Origin of the sequence: Paraburkholderia sp. J11-2, assembly GCF_905220185.1 — a bacterium.
Classification (GTDB): Bacteria; Pseudomonadota; Gammaproteobacteria; order Burkholderiales; family Burkholderiaceae; genus Paraburkholderia.
Genome location: NZ_CAJMYY010000027.1, coordinates 1 through 14,772, shown reverse-complemented (window position 1 = coordinate 14,772; position 14,772 = coordinate 1). Strand labels below are relative to the sequence as shown.

At 66.0% G+C, this 14,772-nt stretch carries 13 protein-coding genes; 9 read left to right on the top strand and 4 right to left on the bottom strand.

The window, feature by feature from the left end:
* Positions 1-10: 10 nt before the first annotated feature.
* From U5A57_RS31065 to U5A57_RS31055, 3 genes are read left to right on the top strand one after another with little or no spacing between them, the layout of a single operon-like run.
* Positions 11-3,169, top strand: a complete 3,159-nt coding sequence (locus tag U5A57_RS31065; protein ID WP_321915510.1) for an efflux RND transporter permease subunit — start codon at positions 11-13, stop codon at positions 3,167-3,169.
* Positions 3,166-6,480 (top strand): efflux RND transporter permease subunit, encoded by a 3,315-nt coding sequence (locus tag U5A57_RS31060; protein ID WP_321915509.1) that lies wholly within the window; start codon positions 3,166-3,168, stop codon positions 6,478-6,480. The genes U5A57_RS31065 and U5A57_RS31060 overlap by 4 nt, the downstream gene beginning before the upstream one ends.
* A gap of 35 nt (positions 6,481-6,515) precedes the next feature.
* On the top strand, positions 6,516-8,105 hold the full coding sequence (locus tag U5A57_RS31055) for an efflux transporter outer membrane subunit (protein WP_415774681.1): 1,590 nt from the start codon (positions 6,516-6,518) through the stop codon (positions 8,103-8,105).
* 28 nt (positions 8,106-8,133) lie between these two features.
* Here the strand turns inward: U5A57_RS31055 and U5A57_RS31050 are convergent, their stop codons facing one another.
* Positions 8,134-8,589 (bottom strand): PACE efflux transporter, encoded by a 456-nt coding sequence (locus U5A57_RS31050; protein ID WP_321915508.1) that lies wholly within the window; start codon positions 8,587-8,589, stop codon positions 8,134-8,136.
* Positions 8,590-8,662: 73 nt separating this feature from the next.
* A complete protein-coding gene (gene nfsB / locus U5A57_RS31045) occupies positions 8,663-9,313 on the bottom strand; it encodes an oxygen-insensitive NAD(P)H nitroreductase (protein ID WP_321915507.1) in 651 nt (216 codons plus the stop codon).
* Between the two features lie 183 nt (positions 9,314-9,496).
* Between nfsB and U5A57_RS31040 the strand changes: the two genes are divergently transcribed.
* From U5A57_RS31040 to U5A57_RS31020, 5 genes are all read left to right on the top strand, one after another.
* Positions 9,497-9,916, top strand: a complete 420-nt coding sequence (locus U5A57_RS31040) for a secondary thiamine-phosphate synthase enzyme YjbQ (protein WP_321915506.1) — start codon at positions 9,497-9,499, stop codon at positions 9,914-9,916.
* An 85-nt stretch (positions 9,917-10,001) separates the two neighbouring features.
* Positions 10,002-10,724, top strand: a complete 723-nt coding sequence (locus U5A57_RS31035) for a dienelactone hydrolase family protein (protein ID WP_321915505.1) — start codon at positions 10,002-10,004, stop codon at positions 10,722-10,724.
* Positions 10,725-10,849: 125 nt separating this feature from the next.
* Positions 10,850-11,623 carry a hypothetical protein gene (locus U5A57_RS31030; protein ID WP_321915504.1) on the top strand — a complete coding sequence of 258 codons (774 nt, stop codon included), beginning with the start codon at positions 10,850-10,852 and terminating at the stop codon, positions 11,621-11,623.
* 46 nt (positions 11,624-11,669) lie between these two features.
* A complete protein-coding gene (locus U5A57_RS31025) occupies positions 11,670-11,981 on the top strand; it encodes a cupin (protein WP_158762796.1) in 312 nt (103 codons plus the stop codon).
* A 143-nt stretch (positions 11,982-12,124) separates the two neighbouring features.
* Positions 12,125-12,829: a glutathione S-transferase N-terminal domain-containing protein gene (locus U5A57_RS31020; protein ID WP_321915503.1), complete on the top strand. Its 705-nt coding sequence runs from the start codon at positions 12,125-12,127 to the stop codon at positions 12,827-12,829.
* 22 nt (positions 12,830-12,851) lie between these two features.
* On the opposite strand, the gene U5A57_RS31015 is transcribed toward U5A57_RS31020, so the two are convergent.
* On the bottom strand, positions 12,852-13,541 hold the full coding sequence (locus tag U5A57_RS31015) for a DUF4410 domain-containing protein (RefSeq protein WP_321915502.1): 690 nt from the start codon (positions 13,539-13,541) through the stop codon (positions 12,852-12,854).
* Positions 13,542-13,564: 23 nt separating this feature from the next.
* On the bottom strand, positions 13,565-14,182 hold the full coding sequence (locus tag U5A57_RS31010) for an HAD family phosphatase (protein ID WP_321915501.1): 618 nt from the start codon (positions 14,180-14,182) through the stop codon (positions 13,565-13,567).
* Between the two features lie 138 nt (positions 14,183-14,320).
* Here U5A57_RS31010 and U5A57_RS31005 point away from each other — a divergent pair, with 138 nt between their 5' ends.
* Positions 14,321-14,581: a hypothetical protein gene (locus tag U5A57_RS31005; protein ID WP_158762800.1), complete on the top strand. Its 261-nt coding sequence runs from the start codon at positions 14,321-14,323 to the stop codon at positions 14,579-14,581.
* Positions 14,582-14,772 lie beyond the last annotated feature (191 nt).

Below are 14,772 nucleotides of genomic sequence, written 5' to 3'. Positions count from 1 at the left end.
CCCAGCGCCGATGAATATTTCGCGTCTCTTCATCCTGCGGCCGGTCGCGACTTCGCTCCTGATGATCGCGATGGTGCTGATCGGCCTCGTCGCGATGAAGTTCCTGCCGGTTTCCTCGCTGCCCGCGGTGGACTACCCCACCATCCAGGTGCAGACGTTCTATCCGGGCGCGAGCCCGAACGTGATGGCGACCACCGTCACGGCGCCGCTCGAAGTGCAGCTCGGTGAGATCCCCGGCCTGCAGCAAATGATCTCGTACAGCTCCGAGGGGGCCTCGGTCATCACGCTGCAATTCGACCTCTCGCTGAGCCTGGACGTTGCCGAGCAGAACGTGCAGCAGGCCATCAATGCGGCGAACAGCTTCCTGCCGAGCGGTCTGCCCGCGCCGCCGACCTACGCCAAGGTCAACCCGGCCGACCAGCCCATCCTCACGCTCGCGATCACGTCGAAGTCGATGTCGCTCACGCAGTTGCAGGACGCGGCCAACAACCGTCTTGCCACAAAAATTTCCGAAGTGCCGGGCGTGGGCCTCGTCACCACCGCGGGCGGCAACGTGCCCGCCGTGCGCGTGGAGGCCGACCCCCAAAAGCTCGCCGCCTACGGCCTGAATCTCGACGACCTGCGCACGCTGCTCGCCAACGTCAACGTGAGCAACCCGAAGGGCAACTTCGACGGCCCCGAGCTCAACTACACGATCAATTCGAACGACCAGATCTCGGACCCGAAGGACTACGAAGACACGGTCGTCGCCTATCAGAACGGCTCGCCCGTGTTCATGCGCGACGTGGCGCGCGTGTCCACGGCGGCGCAGGACGTGGAGCGCGGCGCCTGGTACAACAAGGCACCCGCCATCGTGCTGAACGTGCAGCGTCAGCCGGGCGCGAACGTGATCGCGACCGTCAACCAGATCATGCGGCAGTTGCCGCAGCTCGAAGCGTCGCTGCCCGCGGGCATGCAGGTCACGGTGGTGTCGAACAGCGTGGGCGTGATCCGCGCTTCGGTAAGCGACGCGGCCTTCGAACTCGTGCTCGCCGTGGCGCTCGTGGTGGCCGTGATCTTCGTGTTCCTGCGCAACCTGCCCGCCACCATCATTCCGAGCATCTCGGTGCCGGTCTCGCTGATCGGCACGCTCGCGCTCATGTACGAGCTAGGCTACTCGATCGACAACCTCTCGCTCATGGCGCTCATCATCGCCACGGGCTTTGTGGTGGACGACTCGATCGTGATGATCGAGAACATCGTGCGCTACCTGGAAGAAGGCGACAAACCGCTGCAGGCAGCGTTAAAAGGCGCAGGCCAGATTGGCTTCACGATTCTTTCGCTGACCATTTCGCTCATTGCCGTGCTGATTCCGCTGCTCTTCATGGGCGGCGTGATCGGGCGCCTCTTCAGCGAGTTCGCCGTGACGCTCGCGGTGACCATCGTGCTGTCGGCCGTGGTCTCGCTCACCGTCGTGCCGATGATGTGCGCGCGTATTTTGCGCGCCCAGGCCGAGCGGCACCCTAGCCGCTTCGAGCGCATCAGCGAAGGGCTCTTCAACAAGACGCTGAACGCCTACGAACGCGGCCTGCGCTGGGTGCTCGACCACCAGGTGCTCACGCTCGTTGTTTTCGCGGTGACCGTCGCGCTCACCGGCCTGCTCTATGTGGTCATCCCCAAGGGCCTTTTTCCGGTGCAGGACGTGGGCGTGCTGCAGGGCATCAGCGTGGCCGACAACTCCATCTCCTACCAGGCGATGGTGCAGCGCCAGTCCGCGCTCGCCGAGGAAATTCTCAAGGACCCCGATGTGGTTTCGCTCACCTCGTACGTGGGCATCGACGGCATCAACAACACGCTCAACAACGGGCGCTTCCTTATCAACCTGAAGCCGCACGACGACCGCTCCGAAACTGCCGACGAGATCGGGCGGCGCATCCAGCAGTCGGTCGCGAACGTGCCAGGTGTGCGCCTTTACGTGCAGCCCGAGCAGGACCTCACGCTCGACACGACGGTGTCGCGCAACCAGTACAACTTCGTGCTGCGCGGGCCGAACCAGGAGGCGTTCGACCAGTACGTGCCCGCGCTCATCGCGCGCATGAAACAGATCACGTCGATTCGCGACGTCACGAGCGACCTCAACACGGACGGCCTTTCCGTGAACGTCGAAGTGAACCGCCAGCTCGCGGCGCGCTACGGCATCACGGCGGCGACCATCGACAATGCGCTTTACGACGCACTGGGCCAGCGCATCGTTTCGACCATCTTCCAGCAGTCGGACCAATACCGCGTGATTCTGGTCGCGAAGCCCGAGTCGCTGCCCACGGTCGAATCACTTGGCGACCTGTATCTGCCGAGCCAGACGAGCAGCGAGGGTCAGGTGCCGCTCAAGGGCATTGCGAAGATCAGCATCACGCGCTCGCCGCTCATGATCAGCCACCTCGCGCAGTTCCCGTCGGTCACGATCTCGTTCAATCTCGCCGATGGCGCCTCGCTCTCCGCCGCCGTGCGCGACGTGCGCAAGGCCGAGGCCGCCGTGAATCTGCCGCCCTCGATCACGTCGTCGTTCCAGGGCGCGGCGCAGGCGTTCGAGGATTCGCTTTCCAGCGAGGTGTATCTGCTGATCGCGGCGCTCGTGGCTGTCTATATCGTGCTGGGCGTGCTCTACGAGAGCTATGTGCACCCGGTCACGATCCTCTCCACGCTGCCCTCGGCCGGCATCGGCGCGCTGCTCGCGCTGATGATCGCGGGCAAGGACCTGGACGTGATTGGCATTATCGGCATCGTGCTCCTGATCGGCATCGTCAAGAAAAACGCCATCATGATGGTGGACTTCGCGCTCGAAGCGGAGCGCGTGCACGGCAAGCCGGCGCGCGAGGCGATTTTCGAAGCGTCGCTGCTGCGTTTCCGGCCCATTCTCATGACCACGCTCGCGGCCATGCTCGGCGCGCTGCCCATGCTGCTCGGCAGCGGCACGGGCTCGGAGCTGCGCCGTCCGCTGGGCCTTGCGATCATCGGCGGGCTCACGCTCTCGCAGTTGCTCACGCTCTTTACGACGCCCGTGATCTATCTGTACTTCGACCGGCTCGCCGAGCGATTCGGGCGCAAGCGCAAACCGGAAACCGACGCAGACAGTGACGCAGAAGGCGGCTCCGGCAACGGCGCGCCACCCGCGCCCGAGGGCACGCCGTGAACCTCTCGGCGCTCTTCATCCGGCGGCCGGTCGCGACGTCGCTACTCGCGATCGCGATCCTCATTTCGGGGATGCTCGCCTTTTTCCGGCTGCCGGTCGCGCCGCTGCCCAACATCGCCTATCCGGTGATCGTCGTGCAGGCCAACATGGCGGGCGCGAGCCCGGACATCATGGCGTCGACCGTAGCCGAGCCGCTGGAGCGGCGCCTCGGCACCATCGCCGACGTGAGCCAGCTCACGTCGATCAGCAACACGGGCTCGTCGCTGATCGTGGTCGTGTTCGGCCTGAACCGCGACATCAACGGCGCGGCGCGCGACGTGGAGGCCGCCATCCAGGCCGCGCGCGCGGACCTGCCCACCACCTTGCGCAGCAACCCGACCTACCGCCAGTACAACCCCGCGAGCGCGCCGATCATGGTGCTCGCACTCACGTCGGACACGCTCACCAAGGCGCAGCTCTACGACTCCGCCGATTCGGTCATCATGCAGCAGCTCTCGCAGGTGGACGGCGTGGGCCAGATCACGCTGGGCGGCGGCGCGCTGCCCTCCGTGCGCGTGGAGCTGGAGCCCAGCAAGCTCAACAGCTACGGCATCGGGCTCGAAGACGTGCGCGCGTCCATTGGCGCGGCCAACGCCAACAGCGCGAAAGGCCATATCGACCAGGGCAACCAGCGCTACACGGTGCTCTCGAACGACCAGATCAGCAACGCCGCGCCGTTTCGCGACGTCGTGATCGCCTATCGCAACGGCGCGCCCGTGTTCCTGCGCGACGTGGCTTCGGTCATCGACTCCAACGAAAACATCCGCAACGCGGGCCTCTACAACGGCAAGTCGGCCGTGCTCGTGATCGTCTACCCGATGCCCGGCAGCAACGTCGTGAAGACGGTACAGCAGATTCGCGCGCGCCTGCCCTCCATCGAAGCCGCGCTGCCCGCCACGATCAAGGTGAACGTGGCGGTCGACCGCTCCGAGTCGGTGCGCGCCTCCGTGGCCGACACCGAGCGCACGCTCTTCATCGCCGTGCTGCTCGTGATCGGCGTGGTGTTCGTGTTCCTGCTTTCGCCGCGCGCCACGCTCATTCCGGCGGTGGCGCTGCCGCTTTCCATCGTGGGTACGTTCGGGCCCATGTATCTGCTCGGCTACAGCATCGATAACCTCTCGCTCATGGCGCTCACCATCGGCACCGGCTTCGTGGTGGACGACGCCGTGGTGGTGCTGGAGAACATCGTGCGCCACGTCGAGGCCGGCATGGAGCCGAAGGAAGCGGCGCTCAAAGGCGCGGGCGAAGTGGGCTTCACGGTGCTCTCCATGAGCCTTTCGCTCATCGCCGTGTTCCTGCCCATTCTGCTGATGCCCGGCATCGTGGGCCTGCTCTTTCACGAGTTCGCGATGACACTCTCCATCGCGATCCTCATCTCGCTCGTGATCTCGCTCACCGTCACGCCCACCATGTGCGCCTACGTGCTCAAGCGCGAAGCGCTGCACCACAAGCCCTCGCGGGCGGCCGTGTGGATCGACGCGCAGTTCGAGCGTTTCAAGCAGTTCTACTCGCGCACGCTCGACGTGGCGCTCAATCACGCGCGGCTCACGATCTTCGTCTTGTTCGCGCTGCTGGTCGGCAACGTGTTTCTCGCGCGGCTGCTTTCCGGCACGTTCTTCCCCGAGCAGGACACCGGCATTCTGATCGGGCAGATCATCGCGGACCAGAGCATTTCGTTCACGGCGATGGAGAAGAAGCTCGCGCAGCTGCAGGCCATCGTGAAGGCCGACCCCGCCGTGCAGTCGGTGGCGGGCTTCACGGGCGGGCGCGCGCTCAATACGGCCACCGTGTTCGTCGAACTGAAGCCGATTGCCGAGCGGCGCCTGACGGCCACCGAGGTCGTGAACCGTCTGCGCCCCAAGCTCAATGCCGTTTCCGGTGCACGCCTTTTCATGCAGGCGCAGCAGGACCTGCAGATCGGCGGGCGGCAGTCCGCGGCCGAGTATCAGTACACGCTGACGAGCGACGACGCCGACGCCCTCTTCACCTGGGTGCCGCGTCTCGTGGACGAGCTGAACAAGCACCGCGCCCAGATGACGGATGTGAACTCGGACCTGCAGCAAAATGGTCTGGAGGCCTACATGACAGTGCAGCGCTCGACCGCCAAGCGCTACGGGTTCGATCCGAACCAGGTGGACAACGTGCTCTACGACGCCTTCGGCCAGCGCACCGTTTCGACCATCTACAACGCGATCAACCAGTACTTCGTCGTGATGGAAGTGGCGCCGCAATACTGGCAGTTTCCGCAGTCGTTCCAGGATATCTGGCTGAGCACGGCGGCGGGCAACGCGAGCGGCGCGGCGCAAACGCAGATGCCGTCGAGCGTCATCTCGGGCGTCACGCCGTTCACGGCCGTGACCACGACCAGCTCGACGAGCAGCAACACCAACGAGCGCAACGCCAATGCGGTGGCCAACCAGCAGAACAACGCGATTGCCAACAGCAAGGGCGGCAGCTCGAGCGGCAGCGCGGACAGCACGGCCGCCGAAACCATGGTGCCGCTCATGGCGCTCATGGACTGGAAAACGCGCCATACGGCCACGCAGGTCAATCACCAGGGCACCGAAGTGGCGGGCACGATCTCGTTCAACCTGCCCCAGGGCGGCTCGCTTTCCGAGGCCAGCAACATCATCGAGCAGGCCGAGCGCAATATCGGCATGCCCGCCTCCATTCACGGCGCGTTCGCGGGCGCGGCGCAGGCCTACGCGCAGTCCATGGGCGTCGTGCCGCTGCTCATTCTGGCCGCGCTCGCCGTGGTGTATATCGTGCTGGGCGTGCTGTACGAAAACACCATCCACCCGCTCACGATCCTCTCCACGCTGCCTTCGGCCGGTATTGGCGCGATCCTCGCCATGCTGATCTTCGGCACGCCGTTCTCGGTGATCGCGATGATCGGCATCATCCTGCTCATTGGCATCGTGAAGAAGAACGGCATCATGATGGTCGACGTCGCCATCCAGTTGCAGCGCAACGAAGGCATGGAAGCGCGCAAAGCGATTCACGAAGCCGCCGTGGTGCGGCTGCGCCCGATCATGATGACGACCTTCGCCGCCGTGCTCGGCGCGGCGCCGCTCGCGATCGGCATCGGCCAGGGTGCTTCGCTGCGCCAGCCGCTCGGCGTGACGGTCATGGGCGGCCTGATCCTGAGCCAGGTCTTTACCCTGTACACCACGCCGGTGATTTACCTGTTCCTCGACCGCCTGCGCGCACGCCTTGCGCGCTGGGCCGCGCGCCTGCCGTGGAATCGCCAGGCCGATGAGAGCGCATCATGATGAAGACTTGCCTTGCCCCATCGAATCCATCGCTCATGCGAATGCTGACCTCCGCCGCCCGTTGCGCGGCCACGCGCGCACTGCCGCTCGCGCCTCTCAGCGCCGCGCTGCTGCTCGCGGGCTGCATGGTCGGGCCGGACTACCACCGGCCCGAGGTTGCCGTGCCCGCCACCTGGAAAGCGCTGCCCGGCTGGACCCAGGCCGAGCCCGAAGCCGCGCAGGGCCCCAAGGGCGACTGGTGGACCGCCTTCCAGGACCCGCTGCTCGATGAGCTGGAGCCGCTCGTCGTGGTATCGAACCAGACCGTGCGGCAAAGCTACGCGAACTACCAGGAAGCGCTTGCCGAAGTGCGCGTGGCGCGTGCGAGCCTCTTTCCGACCATCGGCATTACCGGCTCGCTTGCGCGCGAGCGCTCCTCCACAGGCACGCTCAGCAGCGTGAGCAGCATCACCTCCACGCCGAGCGGCGCGCGCATCGTCAACGGCGGCACGCTCGAAGCCAACGCGAGCTGGGACATCGACCTCTGGGGCCAGGTGCGCCGCCAGATCGAGGAACAGTCGGCCACGGCGCAGGCGAGCGAGGCCACGCTGGCCAACGCTACGCTGTCCGAACAAATTGCGCTGGCGAACGCCGTAATCAATCTGCGTATCACCGACGCCGATATCGACCTGCTCACGCATACCGTGCAGGCATACACGGACTTCCTGCGCGTGGTGGCCAACCAGGACCAGGCGGGCACCGTCCCGCCGTCCGACCTCGTGTCCGCGCGCACGCAGCTCGAATCCGCTCGCGCAAGCCTGATCGCGCTGGGCGTGGCGCGCGCGCAATACGAGCACGCCATTGCGGTGCTAGTGGGCCGCAACCCCGAAGAGGTCGATATACCGCACAGCACGCAGCTTCCCGCGCTACCCGCCATTCCGGCCGGCGTGCCCTCCACGCTGCTGCAGCGCCGGCCCGACATTGCGACCGCCGAGCGCCAGATGGCGTCGGCCAACGCGGCGATCGGCGTGGCGGTGGCCGCGTACTATCCGTCGATCTCGCTCACCGCGCTCGACGGCTTCACGCAGTCGCCGCTTTCGGGCCTGCTGCACATAAGCAATTACGTGTGGTCGCTTGGCGCGAGCGCGACCCAGACGATCTTCGACGGCGGCCAGCGCAGCGGCCAGGTGGCGGCGGCGCGCGCGAGCTATGACGCGGCGGTGGCGAACTATCGCGGCACGGTGCTGACGGCGTTCCAGGGGGTGGAAAACGATCTCTCGGGCCTGCGCATCCTTGCGCAGCAGGCCGAAGTGCTCGACGCCGCCGTACGCGACGCCATACACGGCGCGCAGATCACGCAAAACGAATACGAGGCGGGAACCGTGGACTACACGACGGTCGCCACGGCGCTCGCCACCCAGGTGACCAATCAGCAGAGCGCGCTCAACGTGCAGCAGCAGCGGCTGCTCGATACGGCTTCGCTGATCGGCGACCTGGGCGGCGGCTGGTCCGGCGAGCTGCACGATGCGCAGCATCCGGCGCGCGCGGCGACGCCGGCTTCCGGCGCTGCAGCGCCGGCAGCGGGCGCGAGTGGCCCAGCGAACGTGGAGGCGAGCCGCGCGCAGGGCGCCGTTCAGAGCCCCTGATCGCAATCCGTGAGCGAAGGAATTCGCGCTACGTGCGCGGTTCCGTGTCCGAAGCGGCTGTCACAGGCATGGCGGAGGCCGGCAGCCCGAACACGGCGTCGAAGATCAGGTTGTAGACGTAGTTGTAGACGAGGAAGAACACCGAGAGCCCGATATCCATCGCGAACGCCTCGATCAGTGGGACTTGCAGCGTGAGCGCGATCATCGGCACGAGAAACACGATGAGCCCGCCCTCGAAGCCGACCGCATGCGCAATGCGGCGCGCGACACTGCGGCCGCGTTTCGTCTGGCGCGCTTCCCAGCGCTCGAACAGCACGTTGAAGACGAAGTTCCAGCCGACCGCGATCAGCGATGAAAACAGCGCCGCGGCGCCCGCGCGATTCATGCCGCTGCCCGAGAGCGAGGCAAAGCTGGAGCCGGTAATCAGGATCGCGATGCCTTCGAACAACGCGACGTAGACGATGCGGCGCTTGATACCCTGCATGGACGAATGCTCCTGATGCGGCTCCCGCGTCAATCGCCGCGCCTGTTGCGCGCGCGGCGAAATCGTTCGCGAATCAACCCAGATCGGTAAATACCGAAGCCGCAGACAAACGCGACTTCGGCAGCTTCGCGTTGAAGTCGTCGGCGCTGCGGTAGCCGAGACCGATCACCACGAGCGCGGTGAGGCCCTGCTCGCGCAGTCCCAGCTCTTCGTCGAGCGCCTTCGCGTCGAAGCCTTCCATCGGGCAGGCGTCGATCTCGAGCGTCGATGCGCCGATCAGCAGCGTGCCGAGCGCGAGATACGCCTGCTTCTCCATCCACGCGGGGAGGTCGTTGCGCTCGCGATGCAGGTTCACGTAGAACGAGCGCGTCTTCTCCTGACCGGCCTTCGCTTCGGCATTGGCGAAGCGGCCGTCTGCCTCTTCCTGCGCGAGCACTTCGGCGAGGTGGGCTTCGTCCATGTCGGTGCGCACGCACAGCACCACGACGTGCGAGGCGCGCGTGACCTTCGGTTCGTTGTATGCGAAACCTTCCATGCCGCGGGCGATACGCGCGCGCGCAGCGTCGCTTTCCGCCAGCACGAAGTGCCACGGCTGCGAGTTCACCGACGAGGGGCTGAAGCGGATCAGCTCCTTGAGTTCCGCGATGACAGCGGCGGGAATCTTGCGGGCGGGATCGAACGCCTTGGTGGCGTGGCGGGCTTTCGCGTAGCGGGTGAGGTTCAAGCGGTTTTCTCCTTCGTGTGCGGTCGGCCGAGGCAGCGCCCGGCAAGGCCGACATCGTACCAGCATCGCGCGCCGGCCGCGGACGCGGTCTGCGCGCGAGGCGCGCCTGCGCTATGCTTGAGAGTTGACATTGCCGCGGCGGCCCGTGAGCCACGCGCCGAGGCCCGCAAGGAGAACACCATCATGCGCCAGGCCATCCATCATCTGCCGGTGAACACGCGTACGCGCGGGCTGGTCGAAATCAGCCATGAAGTGCGCGCGTTCGTGCGCGAACAGCGCATCGCCACCGGCTTGCTCACCCTCTTTTGCCGCCACACGTCGGCCTCGCTCGTGATCCAGGAAAACGCCGATCCCTCGGTGCGCCGCGATCTCGAACGCTTTTTCGAGCAGCTCGCACCCGAAGATCCAGCGCGTTACGAGCACGACACCGAAGGCCCCGACGACATGCCCGCGCACTTGCGCACGGCGCTCACGCACACGCAGCTCTCGATTCCGGTCGAGCACGGCAATCCCGTGCTGGGCACGTGGCAGGGCATCTATGTGTTCGAACATCGGCGCGCGGCGCACACGCGCGACATCGTGCTGCATCTGATCGGCGAATGAGCCCGCGGGTGCATACACACCAATCCCGTACGCAAGCGCTATGCTTGCGTCTTTCGTTCAACCGACTCACCAAAGGTTGCCCCAAATGAAACAGTCCGCCGGTTCCATGATTTCCTTTACCCGCCCTGACGGCCAGTCGCTCCAGGGTTATCTCGCCAAGCCGGAGAAGGCCGAAGGCGCACCCGCCATCGTCGTGATCCAGGAGTGGTGGGGTTTGAACGACCAGATCCGCGGCGTGGCCGACCGGCTCGCGCAGGCGGGTTACCTCGCGCTCGTGCCGGACCTCTATCGCGGCAAGAGCACGGTCGAGCAGGAAGAAGCCCACCATCTGATGACGGGCCTCGACTTCGCGGACGCGGCCTCGCAGGACGTGTACGGCGCGGTCACTTACCTGAAAACGCTCACGGACCGCGTAGGCGTGACGGGCTACTGCATGGGAGGAGCGCTCACGCTGCTCGCGGCCACCATGGTCCCGGGGCTTTCGGCCGCCGTGGTGTGGTATGGCTTCCCGCCGCTCGACTACATCGATGCGAGCAAGATCACCGCGCCTATCCTCGGCCACTTCGCGACCCAGGACCAGGCGTTCAACATCGAAACCGTGGCGGAGCTCGAAACGAAGCTCAAGAACGCCAACGTCGACGTCGAATTCCATCGCTATCTCGCCCACCACGCGTTCGCGAACGAGACCGCCGTGGGCCCGACCCGCATCGCCATCACCCAGTACGACCCGGTCTGGGCGCAGCTCGCGTGGGACCGCTCGCTGACGTTCTGGGGCCGCACGCTGTGGCCGCAAGGCGCGGCGCGCTGAAGCGCTGACAGCGGCCCGCGCCGGCGCGCGGATCTGTCGTAGAATCGGCGTCGTCCCGCCTCGCGCGGCCGACGCCGATTTGCATTGCAGCGCCTTCGTCCCTCTCACGCTCTCGCGGAGACTTCATGACGCCGCTCATCCTCCAGCGCCCTGCGCTGCTCTTCATCGTGCTAATCCTGGTCCTGCCGCTCGCCGCCGGGCTCGGCTCAAAAGTGCTGCACCGATGCTTCCCGCTCGCCGAGGAAGCGCGCGAGAACTACAAGATCGTGCAGGGCGCGACACTCACGCTGCTTGCGCTCCTGATCGGCTTCACGCTCTCGATGGCCGTGAGCCGCTACGACCAGCGCAAGAACCTCGAAGAAGACGAGGCCAACGCGATCGGCACGGAGTACCTGCGCGCCGAGCTGCTTGGTGGCGAGGCGGCTGCCCAGACCAAGGCGCTGCTCGCGCGCTACCTTCAGGCGCGCATCCAGTTCTATGTCGTGCACGACGCTGCCGCACTCGATCAGGTCAACCGCAACACCGGCGAGCTCCAGACGCAACTCTGGGCGATCGTGCGCGATGCCGCGAAGGCGCAGCCGAATCCGGTGATGGCGCTCGTGGTCGGCGGCATGAACGACGTCATCAACTCACAGGGCTATACGCAGGCCGCGTGGGTCAATCGCATTCCCGTCGCCGCCTGGGCGCTGATGATCGTGATCGCCATCTTCAGCAACCTGATGCAGGGTTACGGCGCGTCCGGCCAGGTCGGCCGGCGCGTGCTGCTGCTCGTGCTGCCCATTACGGTGACGCTGTCGCTCACGCTCATCGCCGATATCGACAGCCCGCGCGGCGGCTTGATTCGCGTCGCGCCGATCAATCTGTTGAGCCTTGCGCAATCCCTGCCTGCGAATCCTTGAGCGCCGCTTCGCGGCGCCGCATGATCGCGCCCATCCCCGTCCAGCCATGAAAGTCATCCGTTCGAAAACCTTCACCGCCAGCCGCCCCTGGGGGGCGCTCGACATCGCCAACATGAGCGGCACCACTGTGCGCCTGCACTGGACCGACCAGCCGTACAAATGGCACGTCAACGACGGCGAGGAGGTGTTCGCCGTGCTCGACGGCGTGGTCGACATGCATTACCGCGAAGGCGGCGCGGAGCACGTCGCGGTGCTCGAGGCCGGCGACGTGTTCTTCGCGGGCGTGGGCTGCGAGCATGTCGCGCACCCGCGCGGCGAGGCGCGCATTCTTGTGGTCGAGCGTGAAGGCAGCGTGTAATCCGCGCCTTGCGGCGAAAAGACGGCACGCGCCGTTTCCACTACACTTGGCGGCCTGACTCCACTCCCTCCATCGGCCCCTGGCGCGTCTAACACGGCTCGCGCCCCGGCGCCGATGGGCTTTCAGGACTGCAAGGACCTCGCATGAACGACCTTTCCGCATTTCCCATCACGCGCAAGTGGCCAGCGCTTCATCCCGAGCGCATTCAGCTCTATTCGCTGCCCACGCCCAATGGCGTCAAGGTCTCGATCATGCTGGAGGAAAGCGGCCTGCCCTACGAGCCGCATCTCGTGCGCTTCGACGCGAACGACCAGATGTCGCCGGAATTCCTCTCGCTGAGCCCCAATAACAAGATTCCCGCGATCCTCGATCCGAACGGGCCGGGCGGCGAGCCGCTCGCGCTCTTCGAGTCGGGCGCGATCCTCATTTATCTCGCCGACAAGTGCGGCCGTTTCCTCGCCCGCGAAGGCGCGGCGCGCTACGAAACGATCCAGTGGGTCATGTTCCAGATGGGCGGCATTGGCCCGATGTTCGGCCAGGTGGGCTTCTTCCACAAATTCGCGGGCAAGGAATACGAGGACAAGCGTCCGCGCGACCGCTACGTCGCCGAATCGCGGCGCCTGCTCGCCGTGCTCGACCAGCGCCTCGAGGGCCGCAAGTGGATCATGGGCGACGAGTACACCATCGCCGACATTGCCACATTTGGTTGGGTGCGCAACCTTGTTGGCTTCTACGAGGCGGGCGACCTCGTGGGTTACGCCGATTTTAAAAACGTCGCACGCGTGCTCGCGGCGTTCATCGCGCGGCCAGCAGTCGAGCGCGGGCTCAACATTCCGCCGCGCGGCTGAGGCAAGTCGTGCGCGAGCGGCGTCATTGCGGCGCCGCTTTCACGCGTGCGGCGACCGAGTCGGCCACTTCGGCCGCCGCCCGGTCCACGTTCTTGCGGTCATCGGCGCGCGCCAGCACGAATTTGGCCGCCGCCACATACGGATTGAGCGCAATGGCCGCGCCGGCGCCCGGCTTCGCGTGGCTCGACTCGCTGTCGATCACCTGATAAAGCGGCTGCGGCGCCTGGGTGGCGAGGTTGTCCACCGCTACCGCCAGTTCGATCTGGCTTGCGCCCGAGCCGAAGCCCACCACCGCGCGCCGCAAGCTGTTGCCTTCGTCCACGCTCAGGAATACGCCCCGCACGAGCCAGCCCTGCGCGGGCAGCGGCGCGCCACTGGGCAGGCGGCGCGCGTCGAGACCCTTCGCGCGCAGGTCGTTCACCAGTGCATTGGCCATTTTTGCCACGTCCTGATCGGCCCGCTGCTGCGGGTCGCGGTGACGCAGCAGCGGTCGTGGCAATAGCCCGCCCACGTGCTCGCGCGCATTCTCCACAGGGTTCGAATCCTGTTTGACGTTGGCCGCGTCGAGTTCGAAATCCGTCACGTACACGACCGGCGCGCCAGGCGCAGGTCCTGGCGCCGCGGGCGCGCCCAGGACTTGCGCCGAAGCAAGCGGCGCGAACGCACACAGCCACAGCGTCGCAACCAGGTTCCAGTGACGTCGTATCTTCATGGCATGCTCCCGTAGATTGGCCATCAAACGTCGATCAGCCCGAGCCGCGTGAGGTCACGCGCGAGCGAATCGGTTTCGACGAAGTGACACGCCTGCAGACCCGCGTCGAGCGCGCCCGTCACGTTCGCTTCGCTGTCGTCGATGAAAAGCGTTTCCTGTGGCTGGGCGCCGATCTGCGCCACGCAGCCAAGATAGGTCTGCGCAGCCGGCTTGACGGCGCCGAACGTTGCCGACGAATAGATTTGCGAGCCGAAAAGCTGCGCGACCGGCGGATTCAGATAATCGAGGTGATGCGTGACGAGCGAACAGTTGTTGGTCAGCACAGCGATGCGGCATCGCGCGGCCACGCGCTGCGCCAGTGCGAGCGCCGCCTCGTTCGGCGTGATCGAGGCGCGCCGCGAAGCGAGCCACACGTCGCGGGCCACCTCGCAGCCGAGCATGGCGCCGAGCGCTTGCAGATACGCGTCGGGGTCGATCTCACCGGCGTCGGCGCGCGCTTCGAGGCCCGAGCCCCAGATCGCATGGCGCACGGTTGCAGGCGGCGCGCCAGTGGCGGCCGCGAGGCTCGCCACGCGCGCGTCGCGATCGTAGTGGGACAGCACGCCTTCCATGTCGAAGAGGACTACGCCGATCGCCGCCATCTGCCGCTCCCGCGATGAAATGTCCAACTGCGGTCCCTAACCCCGTCCGCTGCCGATCATACCGCCGGGCTGGCGCAAGCGCGGCATACCATGATCGCGCCCTGAAACCGTCGATGGATTTTGGGTAAACTGGACCACATGGACACCTGCCGGTACTGCGGAAAATTGCGCGACGAATGGGATTGCCACGGGCCAGCGTGCCGCCAGGCGATCGCGCAGGCGCTGCGCCGCCAGCGCAAGGGGCTGCCGATGGTGGCGAACGTGATCCGCAACGAAATTCCCGCCGACGCCACCACCGGCCAGATCATCACTGTGCTTTCGCGCCAGCGGCAGCGCGCGCGGCGCGGCAACGAGGAACGGCGCGAGCGCAAGGCACTCGATATTCCCGAAGGGGAGTGAGGCACGCCCCTGGGGGGCGCCATCCATTGCAGTGCCCATCTTCACACTCATGCGACTGCCCTCCTGCTGACGAAAGAAACCGTCTCGTTCAACGATAGGGTTCAGTGCCGTCCGATTCAACATCGTGCAACCGTCGACATGACGCAAGGTCAGTCGTCAGGACGCGTGTTACGTATACCGGCCTTGTGCCA

What these genes read in the sequence shown, in the direction of transcription:
- U5A57_RS31065 (WP_321915510.1), top strand. Translation starts at nt 11, where the DNA reads ATGAATATTTCGCGTCTCTTCATCCTGCGGCCGGTCGCGACTTCGCTC.
- U5A57_RS31055 (WP_415774681.1), top strand. Translation starts at nt 6,516, where the DNA reads ATGCGAATGCTGACCTCCGCCGCCCGTTGCGCGGCCACGCGCGCACTG.
- U5A57_RS31050 (WP_321915508.1), bottom strand. Translation starts at nt 8,589, where the DNA reads ATGCAGGGTATCAAGCGCCGCATCGTCTACGTCGCGTTGTTCGAAGGC.
- U5A57_RS31040 (WP_321915506.1), top strand. Translation starts at nt 9,497, where the DNA reads ATGCGCCAGGCCATCCATCATCTGCCGGTGAACACGCGTACGCGCGGG.
- U5A57_RS31035 (WP_321915505.1), top strand. Translation starts at nt 10,002, where the DNA reads ATGAAACAGTCCGCCGGTTCCATGATTTCCTTTACCCGCCCTGACGGC.
- U5A57_RS31030 (WP_321915504.1), top strand. Translation starts at nt 10,850, where the DNA reads ATGACGCCGCTCATCCTCCAGCGCCCTGCGCTGCTCTTCATCGTGCTA.
- U5A57_RS31025 (WP_158762796.1), top strand. Translation starts at nt 11,670, where the DNA reads ATGAAAGTCATCCGTTCGAAAACCTTCACCGCCAGCCGCCCCTGGGGG.
- U5A57_RS31020 (WP_321915503.1), top strand. Translation starts at nt 12,125, where the DNA reads ATGAACGACCTTTCCGCATTTCCCATCACGCGCAAGTGGCCAGCGCTT.
- U5A57_RS31015 (WP_321915502.1), bottom strand. Translation starts at nt 13,541, where the DNA reads ATGAAGATACGACGTCACTGGAACCTGGTTGCGACGCTGTGGCTGTGT.
- U5A57_RS31010 (WP_321915501.1), bottom strand. Translation starts at nt 14,182, where the DNA reads ATGGCGGCGATCGGCGTAGTCCTCTTCGACATGGAAGGCGTGCTGTCC.
- U5A57_RS31005 (WP_158762800.1), top strand. Translation starts at nt 14,321, where the DNA reads ATGGACACCTGCCGGTACTGCGGAAAATTGCGCGACGAATGGGATTGC.